Origin of the sequence: Leclercia sp. LTM14 (genome assembly GCF_023736175.1) — a bacterium.
Classification (GTDB): Bacteria; Pseudomonadota; Gammaproteobacteria; order Enterobacterales; family Enterobacteriaceae; genus Enterobacter; species Enterobacter barmai.
Window position 1 is genome coordinate 141,243 of record NZ_JAIKTT010000010.1, and the last position, 19,680, is coordinate 160,922.

Sequence of the window (19,680 nt, forward strand, 5' to 3'; positions counted from 1 at the left end):
TTCAATTCTGGATAAGGCCAACATAGCGTAATCCCATCATCAGACAACGCAACTCCTCTCGATCCTGAGCCTATAGCTTTGTGATCTAAATGTAATAAATAAGTTAAATTTGAGATGTATATCATGTTGTTGGCTTTGTAAGTTTGTATCAATCGCTCAATAAATATAATACATAAGATTCTTTATGTATTATTGCTGGAGTCATGCATGATTACGCTGAAGCATTTTATTAACGGACAGTACCGGTCCTCTCACTCGGATGATCTCTTTGAACTGGTTAGCCCGGTTGACGGGGAATGCTACGCTCTGAGCCCGAACGGCGGCAAAGTTGAAGTCGATCAGGCCTACGCCGCGGCAAAAGCCGCTTTCGGCATATGGAAAAAATCGACTCCGGCGCAGCGCCAGAAGGCGCTGCTGAACCTTGCGGATGCGATTGAGAGCAATGCCACGCGTCTGGCTGAAATTCAGAGTCAGGAGACAGGGCAGTTACGGCATTTTATCGAAAAAGAGGAGATTGCCTCCTCCTGTGATGCCATCCGCTTTTTCGCCGGGGCCGCACGTTGCCTTGAAGGGAAGGCCAGTGGGGAGTACGCCGAAGGATTTACCTCCACCATTCGCCGTGAGCCGCTGGGGATCGTGGGGCAGGTCACCCCGTGGAACTACCCTTTCATGATGGCGGTATGGAAAATTGCCCCGGCGCTGGCGGCAGGCAATACTGTGGTGTTGAAGCCCAGCGACACGACGCCCATCAGTACTCTGATGCTGGCAGAGCTAGCGGCACCGTTTTTCCCGGCAGGTGCCTTTAATGTGGTGCTGGGCAAGGCCTGTACCGGCTCTCTGGTCGTTTCAAACCCGACGGCCTCGCTGGTTTCTATTACCGGCTCTGTTCGTGCTGGTCTGCAGGTGGCAGCGTCTGCGGCCGCCAACCTCACCAAAGCGCACCTCGAGCTGGGCGGCAAAGCTCCGGTAGTGGTGTTTGCGGATGCCGATCTTGATAAAGCTGTGGATACCATCCTGACCGCCGGTTTCTTTAATGCCGGCCAGGATTGCACCGCAGCCACGCGCCTGCTGGTAGAGCAGTCGATCTATGACATTTTCCTGCAAAAACTGCTCTTGAAAGGGGAATCCATTCATTTTGGTCAACCTGACGACAAGTCCGCTCTTTACGGCGCCCTGAACAGTAAAAATCAATTGCAACAGGTGAAAGGCTTTATTGAGCGCCTTCCTTCACACGCCAGAATTGAGATGGGGGGGAATGCAGGGCCGGGGCCGGGTTTCTACTTCGAGCCAACTTTGATCTCTGGTCTGCACCAGCAGGATGAGGCGATCCAGCATGAAGTTTTCGGCCCGGTGATGACCATCCAACCCTTTTCCAGCGAAGAGGAGGCGCTGCACAAGGCCAACGATGTGGAGTATGGTCTGGCGGCCAGCGTCTGGACTGGCAATCATGGCCGTGCGCAGCGTTTCAGTATTGAGCTGGATTTCGGCACGGTCTGGATCAACAACCATATCCCTCTCTGCGCCGAAATGCCCCACGGCGGATTTAAAAAGTCCGGTTATGGCAAGGACCTCTCTTCATATTCACTCGATGAATACACAAGAGTGAAACACATCATGTGCGATATCAATGAGTAAAAAGGAAAAAAGATGAAAACCCTTAAAGTAGCCCTCTTTTCTGCCGTGCTGTTTTCCGGGCTGGCGCAGGCCAACAGCACCTCTCTGGAGGTCGTCAAAGCCTATATGGCGGCATGGAATGAACATAACGCGAGCAAGGCGGCTGCCTTGCTCGCCAGCGATGTCACCTATTACGACGCAGCAGCGGGTGAGCCTGTCACGGGCAGGAATAACGCGGAAAAAGAGGTGATCGGTGCCTTTATCAAGGCCGTTCCCAATTTGAAATGGACCATGACCGACAAGCCGGTTTACGACGATGACACCGTTGCCTTCCGTTGGGAATTTGCCGGTAAAAACAGTGGGGAGTGGGGCGGTAGTCCGGCCACTCACAATGCCATCAAATTTGAAGGGGTGAGCTATATCCGCGTGAAGGACGGAAAAATTACCTGGCAGGGAGATTATTACGACTCCAAAAAGCTGGATGAAGAGCTGGAACCCGAGAAGAAATAACCGCCACCCCCTTATAAAAAGGGGGGACGTTAACCTGGTATCCGCAACAGGATGTCAGTCATAAAAGACAGGATTATCAATGGCAATCACCAGACGTGATTTTCTTAACGGCGTGGCTATTACTGTTGCCGCAGGGCTGACCCCACTGGATTGGGCACGCGCAGCAGGCAAAGAGAACGAGCTTATCCATGGCGAAGCCTATCCTCCGGCGCTCACTGGGCTGCGCGGTAACCATCCAGGCTCGTTTGAGATGGCCCATGCTCTGGGACGTGAACATGAAAAGTTTGATTTTAGCAGGCTCTCATTTGAAGAAGAGTATGACCTGATTATTGTTGGCGGCGGGATCAGCGGGCTTGCCGCCGCCTGCTTCTGGCGCGAGAAGATGGGGCCTGACAGCAAGGTTTTGATACTCGATAACCACGACGATTTTGGCGGCCACGCCAAGCGAAATGAGTTCACCGTGGGTAAGAAAATGCTCATCGGCTATGGCGGCAGCGAGGCATTTCAGTCACCCACCCATAATTTTAGTGCGGAAGTGAATAACTTAATGCAGACCCTGGGGGTGAGCGTCACGCGCATGAAAGAGAGTTTCGACGTGAATTTTTATCCGGATCAACAGCTCAGCCGCGGCGTCTTTTTTGATAAGAAAAATTTTGGTGTGACGAAAATTGTCAGTGGCGATCCAGGGCGCGCGGTGGCGGATGATATTCCACCGGACAGACTGAATGGTCGTAGTATGGAGGATTTTATTCATGATTTTCCTCTTGAGGAGAGCGACAAAAAAGCGCTTCTCGATCTCTACCTGTATCCCCGGGACTATCTGCCCGGTATGAGCCAGGAGGAGAAAATTGCCTGGATGGACACCCACAGCTACAGCCAGTTTCTGAGTGAAAAGGTAGGACTGAGTAAGATGGCGCGCCTCTACTTTCAGCAGCGTTCCAACGATTTCTTCGCCATCGGTATCGAAGGCATTTCCGCCACCGATGCCCGGGCCTGTGCTCTACCGGGGATGGAGGCACTTGGGCTGCCACCGTTAGATGGCGAAACGCTGGCGGATCTGGAAGAGCCCTATGTTTATCACTTCCCGGATGGCAATGCCGGTCTCGCCCGTCTTATGGTGCGCTATCTTTTGCCCGAAGCGCTACCGGGCAGCACGATGGAAGATTCTGTTACCGCCAGACTGGCTTACGACAAGCTCGATCTGCAAAAAAACAGTACTCGTCTGCGGTTGAGCAGCATCGTGATCAACGCCGCTAACGTACAGGATGGGGTCAGCATCACTTATCTCAACGGCGGTAAAATCCATCGCGTACGGGGTCGTAACGCGGTGATGGCAGGCTACAACATGATGATCCCGTATCTGGTGCCCGAAATGCCAGAGGAACAAAAGGCCGACCTGCGGTTGAACGTGAAAGCACCGCTGATCTACACCAACGTCGCGGTTAAAAACTGGCAGGCATTTAAAACTTTGGGCGTACATGAGTTTTACTCCCCGGCAGCCCCCTATAGCCGGGTAAAACTTGATTATCCGGTGAGCATGGGCGGGTATGAGCACTCTCACTCTCCGGATGAGCCGATAGTGCTGCATATGGTCTCAGTGCCCACCTATCCCGGCAGCAATATGAGCGCGAGAGAACAATTCCGCAAAGGCCGGGCTTGGCTGCTTGGCTCCTCCTTCGCTGCGCACGAACAAATAATTCGCGATCAGCTTCAGGAGATGTTTGGTGCTACCGGTTTTGACCATCAACGGGATATCGCCGGGATCACCGTTAACCGTTGGGCACATGGCTACGCCTATTATGCCTGCACCCTGTTTGATGATATGGACAAAATTCCTGACATCATTACCCGGGCGAGAAAACCCATCGGGCGCATCACTATCGCCAACTCAGATGCAGACTGGAGCGCCTACGCCCATGCGGCGATTGACCAGGCCTGGCGCGCCGTCAATGAACTTATGGATATGGGGTAAACTATGCGCATCATTGCCATGTTGTTCACCTGGTTACTCACTGCCAGCGCCTCTGCGGTGCCGATGGCAGGAGAATACATCGCACGGGTGGCTGATTGTATGGCCTGCCACACCTCAGAAGGCGGCTCACCTCTTGCGGGAGGGAAGAAATTTCCCACTCCAGTCGGGGATATTTATTCCACCAACATCACCCCGGATAAAACTTACGGCATCGGCAATTACACCTATGCCGATTTTGAAAAAGCCGTGCGTCAGGGTATCGCCAGAGACGGTCATCCACTTTATCCGGCTATGCCTTACCCCTCATATGCCCGGATGAGCGATGAGGATATCCACGCCCTCTACGACTACTTTATGCAGGGCGTTGCTCCCTCGCCGAAGGTCAATCAGGAGAGTGATATCCCCTGGTTGTTCTCTGCCCGTTGGCCGCTGCACGTCTGGAACTGGCTTTTTCTGGACGATCCGGTGGCGAAGAATCCTCTGCTGACCGATCCCCAGCTTCAGCGGGGCGCTTATCTGGTTGAAGGGGCCGGACACTGCGGGGCGTGCCACACACCTCGAGGGATGGCCATGAATGAAAAGGCCTACAACAGTAGCGATGATACGTTCCTTAGCGGAGCCATGATTGACGGCTGGTATGCGCCATCGCTGCGTATGCTTACGTTACCAGAAAAGGAGTTAACATCACTGATCGTCACGGGAAGAAGCAAACATGCAGCCGTATCGGGCTCTATGTCTGAAGTGGTAAGCCAGAGCACTCAGTACCTGACGAATGACGATGCCACCGCCATTGCGCGTTATCTCCTGAGCCTTAATGGCAAGACGCCACCCGCGGTGCCCACTAATCATGTTGCTACTACTGCGTCTGTGTCTCTGGCAGCGGGTAAAACCCTTTATGGTCGGTTTTGCTCTACCTGTCACGGTACCGAGGGGAAGGGAACCGATGACAACGTCCCCTCGCTGGTGAATAACCCCATCGTCAGCACCAAAGAGGCAACGCCGCTTCTGCGCGTCGTAGCGTCAGGCGCAGAAACGCCCACTACCGTGGGCAATGTCTCGTTCAGAATGCCCGGCTATGCGGATGTGATGTCTGACGAAGAGATGCGAGACCTTGTGAATTATGTCCGAAAAAGCTGGGGAAACGGCGCGGGCGATGTCACCACCCACGATGTGGCTAAGGTGAAACAGTCTCACCCTTAAGGTAACGCTGGGTCAGCATAAGGCAGAGCATGGAAAACAAATTAGAAGCAGTAGGGCTGTACTGCGAGCGGGACGATCGGCATTTATTTCGCGATCTTTCATTTGTCGTGGCACCCGGGGAGTGGGTGCAGATCGCGGGCGGCAATGGTGCGGGGAAAACCACGCTACTGAGGATGTTGACGGGAATAATACGACCAGACCGTGGAGAGGTGCGCTGGCAGACGCAGCCCTTAAGTCGTAGCCGCGAGCGGTTACATACCGATTTATTATGGATCGGTCATCAGCCAGGCATCAAAACCAGCCTGACGGCGTTACAGAACCTGGCTTTTTTCCATCCTGACTCGACGGTTTCTCAGCGACTGGCGGCTCTGGGTCAGGTGGGGCTTGCCGGGTTTGAAGAGGTACCCGTGGTAACCCTCTCTGCCGGACAGCAGCGTAATGTGGCTATGGCACGGCTCTGGTTAACCTGCGCCGCGCTATGGATCCTTGATGAACCTTTTACCGCCATTGACGTTGTAGGTGTCGCCCGGCTGACACACAGAATGGCGCAGCATGTCACTGCGGGCGGGCGGATTGTAATGACCACGCACCAGCCGCTATTGGATCTGACCTTGCCCGTGCGCATGGTCTCGCTGACGGGAGGAGAGCAGAAATGATGTGGGCGCTTTTCACGCTTGAACTGCGGGTCGCCTTCAGGCGTCGAGCCGAGCTCGTCAACCCGCTGTGGTTTTTTTTCGTTATCCTCACACTTTTTCCCCTCGCCCTTGGCCCGGACAGTAAACAGCTGGCGCATATCGCACCCGGAGCAATCTGGATCGCTGCGCTGCTGGCCTCTCTGCTGGCGCAGGAACGGCTGTTACGCGAAGACTATCAGGACGGCACTCTCGAACAGCTCATGTTGCTGCCCGTACCGCTGCCCGCAGTAGTGCTGAACAAAATTGTCGCGCACTGGTGCGTGACGGGGTTACCGCTGCTGCTCTTCTCGCCGCTGGCTGCTTTATTAATGGGGCTAGATTTCGAGGTCTGGAAAGTGATGACGCTGACGTTATTGATGGGTACGCCGACCCTCAGTTTACTGGCCGCACCTGGCACAGGCTTGACGGTGGGGCTGCCCCGGGGCGGTGTACTGCTCAGTCTTCTGGTGCTGCCCTTCACCTTGCCACTGCTGATATTTGCTACCGCAGCGATTAATGCGGCAGCAGCCGGTCTGCCCGTGTCCGGTTATATGGCCATTCTGGCAGCACTATTAACCAGTAGCGCCATGCTCTGCCCCTTTGCCACTGCGGCAGCCTTACGTGTCAGCCTTCAGGGTTAGATCTCATTTCAATCATAATAAGAGTACGCGCTATGTGGAAAACACTGCATCAACTCGCCATCCCGGAACGCTTCTATTACCTGAGCGGCCGGGCTATCTCCTGGCTTGCTCTGGGGGCAATGGTCACGCTGGCGCTGGGCTGGATCTGGGGATTCGGCTTCGCCCCAGCTGATTATCAGCAGGGCGAGGGATATCGCATCATCTATCTCCATGTCCCCGCGGCAATGTGGTCGATGGGTATTTATGGCGCAATGGCGGTCGCGGCCTTCACTGGTCTCGTCTGGCAGATCAAGCTGGCGTCCCTGACGATCGCGGCGATGGCCCCGATTGGCGCAGTCTATACCTTTATTGCCCTGACCACCGGCGCGTTGTGGGGAAAACCGATGTGGGGCACCTGGTGGGTATGGGATGCCCGACTGACCTCTGAGTTGATCCTGTTGTTCCTTTATATGGGCATCATTGCACTCTGGAATGCTTACGATAGTCGCCGCATGGCGGGTCGGGCGGTGAGCATTCTGGTATTAATCGGGGTGGTTAATCTTCCGGTGATTCACTACTCCGTGGTCTGGTGGAACACCCTGCATCAGGGTTCAACCGGGCTGCAACAAAGTATCGACCCCGCGATGCGTCTGCCGCTGCGGCTGATCATTGCCGGTTTCCTGCTGCTGTTTATGACCCTGACGTTGATGCGTTTACGTAATCTGATCCTGCTTCAGGAGCGTCTTCGCCCGTGGGTACGAGATATCGCTTGCAAAGGAGAACAGCCATGACGCCAGCCTTTACCCACTGGAACGAATTCTTCGCAATGGGAGGATATGGCCTCTATATCTGGCTGGCTGTTGCTCTGGCATGGCTTCCGCTGGCGGTGCTCATTTTGCATACCCGCTGGCAGCAGCGCGCCATTCTGCTGACCATCCGCCGCCGTCACGCCAGGGGCCAACGGATGCGCAACGCGCCCGGACGTGAGGCTACCCTATGAATACACGCCGTAAAAATCGCCTCCTGGTAGCCTGTCTTCTGGTCAGTGGACTGGTCGTGACCGTGGGACTGATCCTTTACGCCCTGCGCGCCAATATCGATCTCTTTTACACTCCGGGGGAGGTTTTATATGGCAAAGGAGAAAACCGGGAGATACCGGTAGCCAGACAGCGGTTGCGGGTAGGGGGGCTGGTGCTGCCAGGGAGTATAAAACGCTCGGCTACCTCTATGCAGGTGAACTTTACACTCTATGACGACCGCGGCAGGGTGCAGGTAACGTTTGACGGACTCCTTCCGGATCTCTTTCGTGAAGGTCAGGGTATTGTGGTTCAGGGGGAGTTGGCTTCTGGCAACCATATTATCGCCCGGGAGGTGCTGGCGAAACATGATGAAAACTACACGCCACCGGGCGTGAAAAAGGGAGTGACATTCTCTTCTACCACAAGGACCCGCCGTAATGATGCCTGAACTCGGGAATCTGTTGCTCTGCCTGGCGCTGGGAACGGCATGCCTGCTTTCCAGCTTGCCGCTGTATGGCTCATGGCGGGGGCAGCGTCTTCTGATTGCCGCCGCGCCTGTGTTGGCCATGATGTTATTTGCCTGCCTTGCCGGCGCGTTCCTGATCCTGACGCAGGCGTTTATCAATAATGATTTCACCGTTGCTTATGTGGCGGCCAACTCCAATACGCAACTCCCGGTTATCTACAGAATGGCAGCCACCTGGGGTGCCCATGAGGGCTCAATGCTGCTGTGGGTGCTGATTATGAGTGGCTGGACGCTGGCGACGGCCTTAAGCCGGGCCATCCCGCTCTCTCTGCGCGCTCAGGTCCTTGCGGTAATGGGGATCATAAGCCTTGGATTTCTGCTGTTTATCATTTTTACCTCCAATCCTTTTGTCCGCACCTTGCCCGATTTTCCCGTTGAGGGGCGGGACCTGAATCCTATGCTGCAGGATCCAGGGCTGATATTTCACCCCCCGGCACTCTATATGGGTTATGTGGGTTTCTCCGTCGCTTTTGCCTTTGCTATCTCGGCGCTGCTGAATGGTTGTATGGACCGGGATTTCGCGCGGCTGGTGCGTCCCTGGACGCTGATGGCGTGGATCTTTTTAACCCTGGGAATTGTAATAGGTTCCCTGTGGGCTTACTACGAACTGGGCTGGGGAGGATGGTGGTTTTGGGATCCTGTGGAAAATGCCTCCCTTATGCCCTGGCTGGCTGGCACCGCACTACTGCATTCTCTTGCCGTCACCGGGGAGCGGGACACCTTCAGGGTCTGGAGCGTGCTGCTGGCTATCGCTGCCTTTTCCCTTTGCCTGCTTGGCACTTTTCTGGTGCGTTCTGGCGTACTGGTCTCGGTTCATGCCTTCGCCTCGGATCCAACACGAGGGATGTTTATTTTGATCTTTATGGCTCTGGTAGTGGGAGGATCGCTGCTGCTCTTTGCTTTACGTGGTCACCACATCCGCTCCCGCGTCAATAATGCCCTCTGGTCCAGAGAGTCATTGTTGCTGGGCAATAATGTCCTGCTGATGACCGCCATGCTGGTGGTACTGCTCGGCACATTGCTGCCGCTGGTACATAAAGCGCTTGGCCTGGGCGCCATTTCCATTGGTGAGCCCTTCTTCAACAGTATGTTCGTGGTTCTGATGGTGCCTATAGCGCTGCTGATGGGGTTGGCACCACTGGTACGGTGGGGGCGCGACCGTCCGGGTAAGCACCAGCGGTTTATCGTTGCAGCGCTGATCGTCACGCCTGTACTGGCTCTACTGTTGCCGTGGCTGTTACAGGATAAGATCGCTGCCCTGACGGTACTGGGGCTCAGCATGGCACTGTGGATTATGCTGCTTCACCTGACGGAAATTCTATTACGTCTGCGGCGTAGGGAGCCTGTGACTCGCCGTTTTTGCGGCATGATTATTGCGCATCTGGGTGTAGCGGTGACGCTAACAGGGATTGCCTTCCATCAAAATCACAATATCGAACGCGACGTGCGGATCGGCGTCGGCGATAGCATCCATCTCAGACAGTATCTTTTTACTTTCCGCGAAATGCGCAAAAGCCTCGGACCCAACTATCAGGCCCTGACGGCCGTGATCGATGTGCATACTCCTGGCAGTAAGACAGCGACGCTGTTTGCCGAGAAACGCTATTACAACGCCAGCCGGGCCATCATGACCGAAGCGGCGATCCAGGTGGGTGTTACCCGCGATCTCTATGCCGCGCTGGGGGAGCAGTTTCCCGACGGAACATGGGGCATGCGGCTCTACTATAAGCCCTTTATCCGCTGGATTTGGGCTGGAGGCATCCTGATGGCGCTGGGGGGTGGGATGTGTTTCCGCTCACGACGAATACCTGCGGTTAACGTTCAAAAGGAGACAGCATGACACGTAACACATATCTACTGCCACTGGCGATATTTGCCCTGCTGGCGGGCCTGCTTCTCTGGCAACTGGTGCGTATCGAACGGGGGGAGGATCCACACCAGCAGGCTTCGGCCCTTATCGGTCGTGCCTTGCCTGCGCTTGGTGTTACCACGCTGATACAACCCGAGGAAAAAAAGGATATCCGGGCGGTGATAAAGGGTCAGCCATTTTTGCTGAATGTCTGGGCTACCTGGTGCCCCACCTGTCGAGCTGAACACCGGTTTCTGACGACGCTGGCCGGACAAGGCATCGCCATCGCGGGCCTGAACTACAAAGACGATCGTCAGAAGGCGTTACGCTGGCTGAAGGATTTTGGCGATCCTTATCGTGAAAACCTGCGGGATGCGAATGGGATGGCCGGCATTGAACTGGGCGTATTTGGCGCACCGGAAACCTTCCTGATTGATGGGCAAGGGATCGTACGCTACCGACACACGGGGGAGCTGAACGCTGACGTGTGGCACAAAGAGATTGCGCCCATATGGGAAAAATACCGCAAAGAGGCCGGAGTATGACAAAAGGATTGCTGGCTCTGCTGGTGCTGATAATGAGTTTTACCGTCCAGGCAGTACCGGAGGTTATGACCTTTCAAAGTGAGGCACAGGAACAGCAGTATCGCCAGCTGACGGCCGAGCTACGCTGCCCCAAATGCCAGAACAACAGTATTGCCGACTCCGGATCGTTAATTGCGGCCGATCTGCGTCAGAAAGTCTATCAGCTTACTCAGCAGGGCAAGACGCGTCAGCAGATTGTCGATTTTATGGTGGCGCGCTACGGCACATTTATTACGTATGACCCGCCGCTTACCCCAGTAACACTACTGCTCTGGATGCTGCCGCTGCTGGCGATAACAGCAGGCGGGTATGCTATTTACGCCTGTAGCCGGGCGAGGGTGCAGGTCGCCGCGGCGACATCCGTTATACATTCCCCCCTTTCCAGCGAGACAAGTTCCAGGGGACTGGTGGCAGCTATCATCATGGCGCTGATGGTCAGCGGTGCGGCGTTTTACGCCACCAGTGGCTACCGTCAGGTGCTCGACTGGCGGCAGGCCACAAGACAGTTACCGGAGCTAATAAACCGGGCGATCGATCCCCGGGCCAGGCCGCTGAATGAGACAGAGCTGCAAGCTCTGGCGTTGGGCTTACGCACCCATTTAAGTCATGATGCCAACAGCCCGGAAGGGTGGTCGTTGCTGGGGCGCGTGGGAATAATGCTCAATAATGCCACGCTGGCAACACAGGCTTATGGCCGCGCCCATGCCATTGCGCCGGACGATCTTCCTGCGGCTTCGGGCTACGCTGATGTTCTGACCCGTACCGGCGAGCCTGAGATGCTTCAACAGGCCGCCGGGATACTGAATCATCTGCTGAATCTCCATCCGGATAATCTTCGCATCTTGCAGCTGGCGGCGATCAACGCTTATCAACTGGAGCGGTACGATCTGGCCATCGCCCGCTGGGATAAAATGCTGTCGCTGAAAGAGGGAAGCTCGCGCTGGCGCGCAGACATCGAACAGAAAATTGCGCTCGCTCGTCAACATCTGTCAGCCAAGGTGCATTAGGGGAGAAACTGTTTAACGATCTCTGCAAGACGGGTAAATGCTGGCTTCATCGCCTCTTCATCTATACTCGCAAACCCCAGCAGCAGACCGCTGCGCTTCGGCTCGCAGGCGAAATAGCGGGACAGGGGGCGCACCAGTAACGCCTGCTGGTTGGCCTGCAGGGCAATGGCGATATCATCTACCTCATCAGGAAACTGTAAAATCAGATGTAACCCGGCGTTACTGTTGAACTCTCCCAGATAGTGCCCCCCCAGTTGACGGGTAATTAACGCGACAAGGGCGAGGCGGCGGCGGCTATAAAGCTGGCGCATCTTGCGGATATGGGCTGCGTAGTAGCCCTCACGAATAAATTCTGCCAACGCGGCCTGCACCAGCAGATGACCACCCCGGTAGAGGTCGCTATGGACTTTCTTTAACGCCGCGGCCAGGGGAACCGGTAATACCATGTAGCCGAGCCGAAGAGCCGGATAAAGCGTTTTACTGAAGGTCCCGATGTAAATCACCGGGCTTGCCTCCTCAAGTCCTTGAAGGGAAGGGATGGGCTGCCCGGCAAAGCGGAACTCGCTGTCGTAATCATCTTCCACAATCCAGCTTTGCGTTTGACGCGCCAGCGCCAGCAATTGCTGGCGGCGACTCAGGCTCATCACCGAACCTAACGGATATTGATGTGAGGGTGTTACGAAAATCATCCTCGGCGAAACACCATATTCATGCGGGGGAGCCAGCCCCTCTTCATCCACCGCGATGGCGGAGAAATCGACCCCGTTCATGCGAAGTATATTTTTTATTCCCCAGTAACCGGGCTCTTCCACCCAGGCATGGTCTCCCGGATTGCATAAGGTTCGCGTCACCAGGTCGAGTGCCTGGTGAATCCCCTCAGTGATCAGAATTTGATCCGGGGAGCATCGCACACCCCGTGCGGTACGAAGGTAATCGGTAAGCGATGCTTTCAACTCATCGACGCCGCCGGAGACATCATAAGTGAGGTATTCCGGGTGCGGTTGACGGGCAAGGCGGTCCTGGATTTTTTTAGTGTGCGATGGGGAAAGAGGGCAACATCGGGTACACCCGGAACAAATGCTCCCCACTGGCGCGGACTGGCGCTGGCATGTCCGAGCAGTTCTTTGCCGCGCTCTGACAATGTGGCGATGATTTCCTGCTGCGGTGGCACAAAAGGATATGTTTTTCGCTGACCAAGGTTGTCCAGCACGCTTTCGCTGACAAAGGTGCCGCTGCTGGTACGGGCCGAAATATAGCCTTCCGCCTGCAACTGATCGTAAACACGCAGCACAGTATTGCGGGATAACGCGAGCTCACCGGCCAGATCGCGTGAGGGCGGCATCCGAATGGCAGGTTTCAGACTCCCTTCCAGAATACAGTTGCAAATTGCTGCATAAAGGCGTCGATGCAATTTCTCATCGAACTGTTGCGAAAAGGCTTGCGCGATCACATCTACAGCAAGAGAACGCATTTGGATCCTTAAAATAAAATGTTTTGGCTCTCGATTAGAGTACCAGATGGTGAATAAATGGAGGGGTCATGTATTCACAAATTGATAAAAAAGGATAAGGCGCAACTATGAACAATAAAAACCTGCATCAACGCCGTCTGGCTGCAACTCCACGTGGCGTGGGCGTGATGTGCGATTTCTTCGCCCATTCGGCGGAAAACAGCACACTGACGGACGTAGAAGGACGCCAGTATATTGATTTTGCTGCCGGGATCGCGGTACTTAACACGGGGCATCGTCATCCTAGGATGGTGCAGGCCGTCGAGGCGCAGCTCCAGGCCTTTACCCATACCGCCTATCAGATTGTGCCTTACGAAAGTTATGTCACCCTTGCTGAGAAGATCAATGCGGTGGCTCCCGTCGGGGGAGAAGCGAAAACAGCGTTCTTTACTACCGGTGCCGAAGCGGTAGAAAATGCAATAAAAATTGCCCGCGCCCACACTGGCCGCCCCGGAATCATCGCCTTTGGCGGCGGATTCCATGGACGGACCTATATGACCATGGCTCTGACGGGCAAAGTGGCACCTTACAAAAAAGGATTTGGTCCTTTCCCGGGCTCGGTATTCCACGCTCCTTATCCCTCTGCGCTTCACGGGATCACTACTGAGGACGCAGTAAAAGCCATTGAACGCCTGTTTAAATCGGACATTGATGCTGAGCAGGTGGCGGCAATTATTTTCGAGCCGGTTCAGGGAGAAGGGGGCTTCGTCGTCGCTCCGCCAGATTTTGTCGCAGCCATTCGCCGCATTTGCGATAAACACGGTATCGTGATGATTGCCGACGAAGTGCAAAGTGGCTTCGCCCGCACCGGTAAGCTTTTCGCCATGGATCATTATGCGGATAAACCGGATCTCATGACCGTGGCGAAAAGCCTTGCGGGTGGTATGCCCCTTTCAGGCGTCGTGGGAAAAGCTGAAATTATGGATGCGCCAGCGCCCGGCGGGCTTGGTGGCACCTATGCGGGCAATCCGCTGTCGGTGGCGGCGGCGCTGGCGGTCCTGGATATCATCGCGGACGAGAAGTTGTGCCAGCGCGCCGATGCTTTAGGCGAGCGCTTGCGGATCACCCTCAACGATGCCCGCGAAAATGCGCCAGGTCTGGCGGACGTACGCGGAGTGGGCTCGATGATTGCCGCTGAATTTAACGATCCCGTAAGCAGAGAGCCTTCTGCTGTACTCGCCCAGCGTGTGCAGCAAAAAGCGCTGGAACAAGGGTTGCTGCTGCTCACCTGTGGGCAGTATGGCAACGTGATTCGCTTCCTCTATCCATTAACCATCCCGGAAAACCAGTTCAGTCAGGCACTGAATATCATTAAAAATGCCCTGCAGAGCTAACGACCAGTAAATACCCTCATTTCTGCACATGGCGCACATCTTTAGTGCCGTAGTACTTTGCTCATCACGAGCGCCGACGATAGTGATCCCTGTCGTCGGTTTTTTTTATTAATAACTCTCTGTCCCTTTGAGGTAAATGATGAAAACGCTGTCATTTCTGAATGAAAATCCCGATTCTGCATGGAATATTTTTATTGCTCAGGTTGAAAGAGTTCTGCCTTTTTTAGGTGAACTGGAGTGTTGGGTCGAGACGCTGATACGACCTAAACGCGCGCTCATTGTCGATATTCCGCTGGAAATGGAGGATGGTACGGTGCGCCATTTTGAAGGCTATCGCGTGCAGCATAATCTCTCCCGCGGGCCAGGTAAGGGCGGAGTACGCTTCCATCCGGACGTCACATTAGAAGAGGTAATGGCGTTATCCGCATGGATGACCATCAAATGCGCGGCGCTTAATTTGCCTTTCGGCGGCGCAAAAGGCGGGATCCGCGTCGACCCCAGCGTGTTAAGTACCAAAGAGCTGGAACGCCTGACCCGCCGTTATACCAGCGAAATTGGTCTTATTATCGGGCCGCAGCAGGATATTCCGGCCCCGGACATTGGCACCAATGCGCAGGTCATGGCCTGGATGATGGATACTTATTCTATGAACGTCGGATCCACGACGACCGGCGTCGTGACCGGCAAACCCATTCACCTGGGGGGCTCCCTTGGGCGCGTTAAGGCAACCGGGAGAGGGGTCTTCGTTACCGGGATGGCTGCGGCAAAACACATTAATCTCGACATCGCCGGGGCGCGTATTGGCGTGCAGGGATTTGGTAATGTGGGCAGCGTGGCCGCGCAGCTATTTGCCAGTGAGGGGGCAAAAATTGTCTCTGTGCAGGATCACTCTGCAACGCTTTATGATCCAGCAGGAATGGATATCGAGGCGCTTATCGCGTGGCAAACCGTGCATGGGAAGATAAAGGGTTTCCCCTGCGCAGATGAAGTCAGCCCTGAAGCCTTCTGGCAGTTTGACTATGAGATTGTGATCCCGGCAGCGCTGGAGGGCCAAATTACGGCGCAACGCGCAGAACGTCTATCCTGCCGCCTGGTGCTTGAAGGGGCCAATGGCCCAACGGTACCGAAGGCGGATGACATCCTGCGCGAACGGGGCATTACCGTCTTACCTGACGTAATTTGTAACGCTGGCGGCGTGACGGTGAGCTATTTTGAGTGGGTTCAGGATTTTTCCAGTTTTTACTGGTCGGAAGACGAGATCTATCAGAAGCTGGATGACATCATCCTCAATGCTTTTGACGATGTCTGGATTAAATCGCAGCAGCTGGACATCTCCCTGAGAACGGCGGCCTATGCGATTGCCTGCGAGCGTATTCTTACTGCACGAAAGGAGCGCGGGATTTATCCATAATTTGCACCCGTAAACCACGCGGTATTGGCCCGATTGCGTTTCGCTTTTTGGGCCTTATGCAGCCAGAGTCTGAAGAGTAGTTATTGTTCTGCAGGATCTGGCATATTTAAACCTTAATCCATCGGACCACCACCCCGATCCCGATATTGCATTGGCGTGATCCTGGTATGCTGTTTAAAAAACCGTGAATAAACCGAGTGTGATGAAAATCCAAGGCGCTCGCTTATTTCCTGAATAGATAATCTGGATTGACGCAGCAAGCGCATCGATATTGCAAGCTGCTTCTGTGCCAGCAATTGCGAGAAAGTAACGGATTCTCCCTGTAAACGTCGATTCAATGTCCAGCGACTGATGCGAAGATTTTGACAAATCTCCTCCATAATTATTCCGGCGCTCAACTCCTTACCTGCTCTATAACACTGCTCAATCAGTGCGTTAACTGAGGCGGTCAGCGGAGGCTCACTGAATAGTTTATTTTTTAGCGCATCAATGTGATTTATTTGCAGACGGTTCAATAGGGCGTTGAATTTCTCATTCTCAATCGTAAGATAATGGTTTTCGATGATGATAGCGTTGTTTTCCTGTTGCAACTGACAGCAGCTATTAAAGAGATCGCTCAATAATGAATGGTGCTGTATTACGGAATCGGTAAGCTGCATTTGCATCCTGATAGCAGGGCAGTAACTTTTTATAATGCCGCCAATCAAGATCAGGTTAAACATGGCAGAAGGATTATTAATTTTTCGCGGCGCATTATTATGGTATTTAATGCGCGTGTGCGATGTACCCGTTTCAATAATGAGATCGTCACAGTTTCCCATTAAAAAACGGCTTTCAGCAAAACGCTGTAGCGCCGCTTCCGGCGTTGTTTCATTGAGGCACAGACCAATAAACTCTGGAAACATCGAGTGAGAAAGCTCAACGCTGTTAAGGTAAACATCCTCCGGAATGGTACTGCCAAACACGACCTTATTTACGTCACTCACCTTTTCCATTAATTGATAATGAAACTGCTCCGTAATACGTCCGTGAGGATTTTTCATTTCATAGGTAGAAAGGCCAATGCTAGATAATAAATTACAGGTATTAATTCCATTTGAATGTAAATTATCAAGACTTTTCCTATAGATTAAAGTCGACACGCTTCTAGTAAGCATCTGAAACCTTGCGCAATTTTGACGTTAGCTTTGTTTTTGTATTGTTACTGTATTGTAGCATTTCGTTTCATTTTGAGATAGATATCACAAAAAACAGTTCTGCTCCCGAAAGCACAGAATTAGCTTTTCAATGCAAAGTGATTGCTAAAATTTCGCGTTATTATCCCGCTGTTACTGATTTTTTAATTTTTCAGGATGGATTTACCCGATTGATACCTTACACAAACAAGGAAAATAACAATGCAACCCATAGTCATTAAAAGAAAAATGAATACCCTGACGATCTGCCTGACGCTGGCGCTGGCGGGAATGGTTTCTGGTTGTAATGACGACGATGACGATGTAGAAAATACTTCAATAAGTGAAGTGAAAGACGCCGATTATTATCAAAAGAAAGCCAAAGAAATTGCCGCCAAAATGAGCGTAGATGAGAAGATGAATATGCTCATGGGCCCGGGTATGGATATGGGTAATGGCGTCCCGCAAGTTATTAATTTAAAAAACGACGTATCGGGTGTTTCCGGTTACATCAACGGGGTTAAAAACGATAAGCTGGATATTCCGGCCACAAAATTAGCCGATGGTCCGGCAGGATTACGAATTAACAGTACCCGTGACGGCGATTCGGGTACCTATTATGCCACCGCGTGGCCGATTGGCTCGCTGCTGGCCTCCTCATGGGATACCCGTCTGGTGGCTGAAGTGGGTAAAGCCATGGGGGAAGAGATTAAAGAGTACGGCGTCGATATGATCCTGGCGCCGGGAATGAACATTCAGCGTAACCCCCTTAACGGTCGTAACTTTGAATATTATTCTGAGGATCCGCTGCTGAGCGGAAGAATTGCTGCGGCAATGGTGGACGGCGTCGAATCGAACCAGGTCGGCACCACTATTAAACACTACGTTGCCAACAACTCGGAAACCAACCGCAATTCCATCGACACCATCATCTCAGCGCGCGCCATGCGTGAGATCTATCTGCGTGGTTTCCAGATTGCAGTGGACGAATCCCAGCCCTGGGCGGTTATGTCGTCCTATAACAAAATTAACGGTACCTATGTCAATGAGCGTCGCGATCTGCTGACCGATATCCTGCGCAACGAGTGGGATTTCAAAGGGGTAGTGATGTCCGACTGGTTTGCCGGTACCCCGGAATCAACCGCCTGGAAGCAGTATAAAGCGGGTAACGATTTGATTGAGCCGGGTGGCCAGATTGAGTTCCTTAAGGCCTCATACAGCAAAGGCGAGATCACCGAGGCGGAGATGACCGTCAACGTCGAACACATCCTCGCCCAGGTCTTCCAGTCGCCTTCGTATAATAACTATGCTGCGTCCAACAAACCGGATCTCGTGCAGCACCGCGCCCTTGCGCGCCAGGCTGCAGCTGAAAGTATGGTGCTGTTGAAAAATGACAATCAGGCCCTGCCGTTAGCCCCGAGCCTGAAGCTGGCCAGCTTTGGCGTCAGCCAGATTGAAACCATCAAGGGCGGAACAGGGAGCGGTCAGGTTAATAACGAATCTACCACCATGCTCGCCGAAGGGTTGCAGCAACAATACAGCGTGGACGAATCACTGACCGCCTTCTATCGCGATTACTATGCCAACAATAAGGTGGAACATCCGGGGTTTGTCGCTGCCATCGGCACTTACTTTACCTGTGACGATCCGCTGCTTGATGCCAGCGTCATCGAAAGCGCCGCGCAAAATAACGATGCCGCGCTGATCACCATCGGCCGTATTGCCGGTGAAGGTTTTGATCGTACCAACACCCGCGGGGATTACCTGCTGACCGAAAATGAGCTCGGGATGATCCAGTCCACGGCGGATGCCTTCCATGCCGTGGGCAAGAAAGTGGTCGTGGTGCTGAACGTCTCCGCCATCGTTGATACCACCGAATGGGCGGATAAAGTGGATGCGATCCTGCTCTCTTATCTGCCGGGTCAGGAGGCGGGCCACGCCATTACCGACGTGCTTTCCGGTGCGGTCAACCCGGCCGGGAAACTCGCCCAGACCATCCCGCAATACTATGCTGATGTTCCTTCCGCCGACACCTTCCCGGGTAAAGATCTTAACGGCGATGGCCAGCCGGATGAGATCGCCTACAACGACGATATCTACGTGGGCTACCGCTACTACAGCACCTTCAGTAAACCGGTGGCCTGGCCATTTGGCTACGGACTCTCCTATACCACCTTTAATTATGACAGCCCGCGCGTTGAATCTTCTACCCTGGATCAGGGGGCAAAAGGCGCGGTAACGCTGAGCGTCTCCGTCACCAACACCGGTAGCGTGGCGGGTAAAGAAGCCGCTCAGGTCTATATCAGCGCACCAGAAGTGAAGCTGAAAAAGCCAACCTTTGAGCTGAAATCCTTCGATAAAACCGGGGAACTGCAGCCTGGCGGCAGTCAGAAACTGACCTTTACCGTCCCGGCTAAAATCCTCGCCAGCTTCGACCCGCAGAAAAACCAGTGGATTGTCGAGCCCGGCACGTACAAAGCCTGGGTTGCCCCCTCCTCAGACCTGAACGGACGCGAACCGGTCACCTTTAACGTCAGTCAGGAAATTGTCGTCAGCAATACCACCCCGGGCGCACTCGCGCTGCCAGCGGGGGTGAATAGCACCGACTTTATCACCGTCAGTCAGTAAGTAACCCGGGGCGAGTCTCTTCTCGCCCCGTTCATAAGGTCATCGCG

The 19,680-nt window shown here is 53.9% G+C and carries 16 protein-coding genes and 1 pseudogene; 15 read left to right on the forward strand and 2 right to left on the reverse strand.

All coding sequences use genetic code 11. The annotated features are described in order from the left end of the window. Positions 1-207 precede the first annotated feature (207 nt). The 12 genes from K5I40_RS18695 to K5I40_RS18750 all read left to right on the forward strand — a co-directional run bounded on the left by K5I40_RS18695 (position 208) and on the right by K5I40_RS18750 (position 11,575). A complete protein-coding gene (locus K5I40_RS18695; protein ID WP_223075215.1) occupies positions 208-1,635 on the forward strand; it encodes a gamma-aminobutyraldehyde dehydrogenase in 1,428 nt (475 codons plus the stop codon). A gap of 12 nt (positions 1,636-1,647) precedes the next feature. Next, complete coding sequence (locus tag K5I40_RS18700; RefSeq protein WP_223075216.1) at positions 1,648-2,124, forward strand: ester cyclase; 477 nt, start codon at positions 1,648-1,650, stop codon at positions 2,122-2,124. A gap of 79 nt (positions 2,125-2,203) precedes the next feature. Next, complete coding sequence (locus tag K5I40_RS18705; protein WP_223075217.1) at positions 2,204-4,096, forward strand: FAD/NAD(P)-binding protein; 1,893 nt, start codon at positions 2,204-2,206, stop codon at positions 4,094-4,096. Positions 4,097-4,099: 3 nt separating this feature from the next. Further along, a complete protein-coding gene (locus tag K5I40_RS18710; RefSeq protein ID WP_223075218.1) occupies positions 4,100-5,296 on the forward strand; it encodes a cytochrome c in 1,197 nt (398 codons plus the stop codon). A 29-nt stretch (positions 5,297-5,325) separates the two neighbouring features. Continuing rightward, positions 5,326-5,952: a cytochrome c biogenesis heme-transporting ATPase CcmA gene (gene ccmA / locus K5I40_RS18715; RefSeq protein ID WP_223075219.1), complete on the forward strand. Its 627-nt coding sequence runs from the start codon at positions 5,326-5,328 to the stop codon at positions 5,950-5,952. Further along, positions 5,949-6,611 carry a heme exporter protein CcmB gene (gene ccmB, locus K5I40_RS18720; protein WP_223075220.1) on the forward strand — a complete coding sequence of 221 codons (663 nt, stop codon included), beginning with the start codon at positions 5,949-5,951 and terminating at the stop codon, positions 6,609-6,611. The genes ccmA and ccmB overlap by 4 nt, the downstream gene beginning before the upstream one ends. Before the next feature lie 32 nt (positions 6,612-6,643). Continuing rightward, positions 6,644-7,381, forward strand: coding sequence for a heme ABC transporter permease (locus K5I40_RS18725; RefSeq protein ID WP_223075221.1), 738 nt, complete (start codon positions 6,644-6,646; stop codon positions 7,379-7,381). Beyond that, on the forward strand, positions 7,378-7,590 hold the full coding sequence (gene ccmD, locus K5I40_RS18730; RefSeq protein ID WP_223075222.1) for a heme exporter protein CcmD: 213 nt from the start codon (positions 7,378-7,380) through the stop codon (positions 7,588-7,590). Before K5I40_RS18725 ends, ccmD begins: the two co-directional genes overlap by 4 nt. After that, entirely contained in the window at positions 7,587-8,057 is a 471-nt protein-coding gene (gene ccmE / locus K5I40_RS18735) for a cytochrome c maturation protein CcmE (RefSeq protein ID WP_223075223.1), read from the forward strand. The genes ccmD and ccmE overlap by 4 nt, the downstream gene beginning before the upstream one ends. Beyond that, entirely contained in the window at positions 8,047-9,975 is a 1,929-nt protein-coding gene (locus tag K5I40_RS18740) for a heme lyase CcmF/NrfE family subunit (protein WP_223075224.1), read from the forward strand. The genes ccmE and K5I40_RS18740 overlap by 11 nt, the downstream gene beginning before the upstream one ends. Further along, positions 9,972-10,529, forward strand: a complete 558-nt coding sequence (locus K5I40_RS18745) for a DsbE family thiol:disulfide interchange protein (protein WP_223075225.1) — start codon at positions 9,972-9,974, stop codon at positions 10,527-10,529. The genes K5I40_RS18740 and K5I40_RS18745 overlap by 4 nt, the downstream gene beginning before the upstream one ends. After that, a complete protein-coding gene (locus K5I40_RS18750; RefSeq protein WP_251929766.1) occupies positions 10,526-11,575 on the forward strand; it encodes a cytochrome c-type biogenesis protein CcmH in 1,050 nt (349 codons plus the stop codon). Before K5I40_RS18745 ends, K5I40_RS18750 begins: the two co-directional genes overlap by 4 nt. On the opposite strand, the pseudogene K5I40_RS18755 reads toward K5I40_RS18750, so the two are convergent. Further along, positions 11,572-13,046, reverse strand: a pseudogene (locus K5I40_RS18755) (PLP-dependent aminotransferase family protein). The gene K5I40_RS18750 and the pseudogene K5I40_RS18755 sit on opposite strands and share 4 nt — an antisense overlap. A 107-nt stretch (positions 13,047-13,153) precedes the next feature. On the opposite strand from K5I40_RS18755, the gene puuE reads away from it, so the two are divergent. Further along, positions 13,154-14,419, forward strand: coding sequence for a 4-aminobutyrate transaminase (gene puuE / locus K5I40_RS18760; protein ID WP_223075227.1), 1,266 nt, complete (start codon positions 13,154-13,156; stop codon positions 14,417-14,419). Between the two features lie 139 nt (positions 14,420-14,558). Beyond that, positions 14,559-15,830 (forward strand): Glu/Leu/Phe/Val dehydrogenase, encoded by a 1,272-nt coding sequence (locus tag K5I40_RS18765; RefSeq protein ID WP_223075228.1) that lies wholly within the window; start codon positions 14,559-14,561, stop codon positions 15,828-15,830. A gap of 113 nt (positions 15,831-15,943) precedes the next feature. Here K5I40_RS18765 and K5I40_RS24040 read toward each other — a convergent pair whose 3' ends face one another. Continuing rightward, complete coding sequence (locus K5I40_RS24040) at positions 15,944-16,972, reverse strand: helix-turn-helix transcriptional regulator (RefSeq protein ID WP_223075229.1); 1,029 nt, start codon at positions 16,970-16,972, stop codon at positions 15,944-15,946. 255 nt (positions 16,973-17,227) lie between these two features. Here K5I40_RS24040 and K5I40_RS18775 point away from each other — a divergent pair, with 255 nt between their 5' ends. After that, positions 17,228-19,633: a glycoside hydrolase family 3 protein gene (locus K5I40_RS18775; RefSeq protein WP_223075230.1), complete on the forward strand. Its 2,406-nt coding sequence runs from the start codon at positions 17,228-17,230 to the stop codon at positions 19,631-19,633. Positions 19,634-19,680 lie beyond the last annotated feature (47 nt).